Source organism: Halomonas halmophila (genome assembly GCF_006540005.1).
GTDB lineage: Bacteria > Pseudomonadota > Gammaproteobacteria > Pseudomonadales > Halomonadaceae > Halomonas > Halomonas halmophila.
Genome location: NZ_BJOC01000065.1, coordinates 1 through 3,827 on the forward strand (window position 1 = coordinate 1; position 3,827 = coordinate 3,827).

Below are 3,827 nucleotides of genomic sequence, written 5' to 3' on the forward strand. Positions count from 1 at the left end.
GAAGGCGGCCTATCCCAGCGTGCCCTTTTCGGCCCATGCAGGTTGACCCCTCAACGCGACTGACTCACACCGCTCCCGCACGGCAAGGACGCCGTGCCCACATCACCCCGCCAGGGCAGGCGTGCCGTCGCCCGCCCCGGCGGTAGCGTGCTCAACAACCTTCCAAACGCGCCGGCCAGGGCAATATCCCCGAATGGCTGGAAGGTGCCGGTGAAGCTGAACGCCAGCAGTTGCGAGAGCTGATGGATCGCCAGGACCAACTGGAGGCTCAACGCCAGGACGACCTGATCAGCAGTGGTCATCCGGGTTACAGGTCGCGCCGCCAGCAAGAGCTTGAAGCGGACGTGGCTCGTCGGTCCGAGGAACTGGCGGAACGGCTGGGCACGGATGCCGAGTCAGTACGTGAATTCGCCCGCGAAACCAGTGAGGATCATTTCGAGCGCGTCTACGGCAGTCAGGAGGGGGACCGCTTTCTGGCTCAGCAGGGTATCGAGGATGTGGTTCGGCTCGACGAGATGCGCTCCTTTCTCGACGAGGCCGACCACTGGCAGGCGGAGTGGCGTTCCCACAAGGAGCAGGTTGGCAAGGACCTTCAGGCATTACTCCCCCACTGGCATGAGTTCGCCAGTCTGCTCGACGGTGAGGACGATACCCAGGCCACTCTGCGCAGCAGCCTCGAACACCGACTCTTCACGACCCTGGAGGCTTGTGGCCAGCAGGGCTTCCTTGAGGAGCACTATTTCGCCGACACCTCGGTGGCGCATCGCCTGCACGTGACGCCGCTGTCCGGCTTTATCAATGCGGCGGCCGCCCACTGGAAGAGCGCCCAAGCCACCCTGATGGCGCTGATGTCGGCGAAGTCGACACCAGGTACTCGCGACCAATGGCAAGCTCACCTTGAACAGCAGGACCAGCTACGCCTGCAGAACCTCGAGGGCCTGGGCGAAGACGCCCGTGCGGTTGTCGTCACGGAGCTGACGGCCAAGGAAAAATTGATGGGGCGCGCCCCGCTGGCGAGCGTGCTGGATGAGACCGAGTCGCTGAATCTCGAGGAGCGCTTTAACGCCCTGTTCGAGCGTACCTCCAACGGCATGCGACACGAACTCTACACGCGGCTTTCCGTTTATCAACTGGGTTGGGAAATACCCGAGTCATCCGTACTCGAACGTCTCAACAGCCTGTTGCAACGCGCCGAACGCCTGGCGGACGAGGTGGAAAGGACGAGTCATATCGAGCGCACACTGGAACGCCAGCGCAAGCAGTTACCCAAGCGGATCTACGATTCGCGGATACGCCAGGCGCGCGCCGCCGTTCGTCAACCGCGTCAGGCCCTGGCTGGTGTGCTCGATGAACTGGCCGAGGCGACGTATCCCCTCGATGAAGCGGGCAATCAGGCTTTTAAAGTAACCGGGCTTAGCGAGCAGGCCTCCCGCGCGGCGTTAACTGAACGGAGCACGGTTCGTCAGGCGCTGCAGGATCAGAAAACCTGGGATGCCCTGTTGCGCAATGAGAAGGGAGAGATCGCCCCGAGTCGTGCCGTGCCGGTGGGGCTGAGTGGCTTCATGCTGGTGTTGAATGGCTACCTGTTTAGTGGGGCCATTCAGCAGTGGTGGACGGCGCGGCAAACGGGAGAACGCTATACCGCGGCAACCTTGAATGTTGCTTCCGGCGCTTTTGGAACGATTGCTGCCACGGCCAGTGTATTGGAGGTTCTCCACAATACCCGCTATCGACGCCTCTACGAAGGCAAGTCTTTCCAAGTCGCAGTACAACAGGCAGCCGGAAGCCTGGATCATCTGGACGACTGGGCGCGGCTGACTAATGGTGCGATGGTGGGCGTAGCTTGGTTTTCTTTCTTCGCAGCCGCGGTCGATATACGACGGCAGTGGATCAAGGGGCAGAGGTCGCACAGTGACCGCCAGCGCCTGGCGGCCGGTATCGCCCTGGCGGGAGATGTGGCTATTGTGGGTGGTACTTTGCCTATCGCTTACGCGGGGCTGAGGGGCAAGGCTCAGGGCATGTCAGCTGCAATGTTGCGTATGCGCCTGTTGCGTCTGGCATCACGGCTTAATTGGCTCGTGGCGGCGGGTGTCATTCTGTACGTGACAGGAGAGGCGCTCTACGAGTACTACTCGCTCTCGCCGTTGCAACAGTGGTGCCAGGAAAGTGCCTGGGGTAAAGAAAAGGCCGGCTGGAACCTGGAGCAACACCGCCAGCAATTGGCAGAGTTGCATGGTCAGCCCGCTCTCATGCGTCGCGGCGAGCAGCCGGAACGTAAAAGCGCCATGCCGGTGGGCCCGGAACCGCCGGCGAACTCTTTGAACCTACGTCTCAACCTGCCGGGAGTTGAGGTGCCTAATGCGGATAACCTTCAGGTGGGGTTCTGGGGCGTAACACGCGGCAGCCAGCATGCGCTACATAACGATCTGATGGCCCATACAGCCATTACCTCGGAAGCAGGCAACTGCCGGCTGGACTATGCGCTTGACCCCGAGCGTGTCAGTCACTGGGATACCCTGATCCTGGTGGTGCGTATTACCTCTCAGGGGGCATCATCACCCACCGCTACTGTGGCCTTCGAGATCTTTAGCCGCCGGGATGCTGTATCACCCGGGGAGGACTGGAGACCTGTCGAGCCCCTGGAAGGGCGCCAGGCCAGCGCCTGGCAGGCCATGCCGCTGATGCCTTGGAAGCACTAATTACTCGGGTAGCGAAATACGTGCCATTAATCAAGGAAGGACCATGACCACGGAAGATAATGAACAGGACTCGATCGCCCTGGCATTACGTGCCGGCGAGCACCTGACACGCGGCGCCAATGAGCTGTATAGCCTAAGTCCGCGCCCGGTTCCGCTAGGTCCTCAGGCCGGGGCCGGCGCGGATATTGGCCGGCTGATTTTTCGCCGCAACGAAGCGACCCTGGACCTACAACATAACGTCAACCGTAACGGTATGCTGGCACTGGGGGATGTAACCGTTTGGGTGATACTGACCTTTGTAGTTTTTTTCCTCTTCGTTGCCTTCGGTGTCTATGATGGCGGTTTTTCTTGGGCTAATGCGCTAGGGATATGGGGGGGGGGAGCATATTATGCCTTCTTGTTTTTTTGTGCCTTGCTTGTACTCCCTGACCACTGGATGCGCGGAACGGCGCCGGTGCGCTTTCATCGCCAGCGTCGCGAAGTGGCCTTCGTGGTGGAGCGCCCCGGCCGAAAAGTCTACTTACCTTCTCCCAGTGCCCACCTGATATATGGCCTCTGGTTTGCGTTGTTCGGGGCCAGTGGTGCCGCCACTGTAGTGAGCATTGGCTATCTTGGTAGCCCTGAGGGGTTTCTGGACCCGACAGGTACCTGTTTAATGGCAGTTGCTCATATCGGAATGTTTCCCGCCCTGGCTATCGGTTATGTGCTTTTCTATCGTTGGGCTCGCCGCAAGGCGGGCTGGCGCAAGGAGACCGTTTTCGTGCCCTGGGAGGACGTGGTGGCGGTGGCCACGCGCAATATGGCGGTAACCGTCGGCGGCCCGGCGGGCATCGGCTGGGAGCTGCATATTTTGCCGCCGGACCCGGAGCGACCGGGGTATAGCCTGGCCGGGGCCGGGATTTCCGCCAATGTGACCAGCCTGCAGATGGCCTTGATGCAATGGGAGTTGATTCGCCGCTACATGGAAGAAGGCCCCGAGGCGGTGCCCGAACGCGCCGACGACTATAGCGTGACCTGGTACAAGGAGGAGATGGCGCGCCAGAAGAAGCGCTACGAGCAGGCAGGCAAGCCCATGGGTAAACCCTTCTGGCATTACCGCCTCAAGTGCTGGATGGAGCTGGGATATTT

2 protein-coding genes are annotated in these 3,827 nt (G+C 60.9%); both read left to right on the forward strand.

Annotation, left to right across the window (positions count from 1 at the left end; all coding sequences use genetic code 11):
* Nucleotides 1-242: 242 nt before the first annotated feature.
* Nucleotides 243-2,699, forward strand: a complete 2,457-nt coding sequence (locus HHA01_RS14560; RefSeq protein ID WP_170214892.1) for a hypothetical protein — start codon at nt 243-245, stop codon at nt 2,697-2,699.
* A 43-nt stretch (nt 2,700-2,742) separates the two neighbouring features.
* Nucleotides 2,743-3,827: hypothetical protein (locus tag HHA01_RS14565; RefSeq protein ID WP_141322013.1), on the forward strand; the 1,085-nt coding region annotated here is incomplete at its 3' end.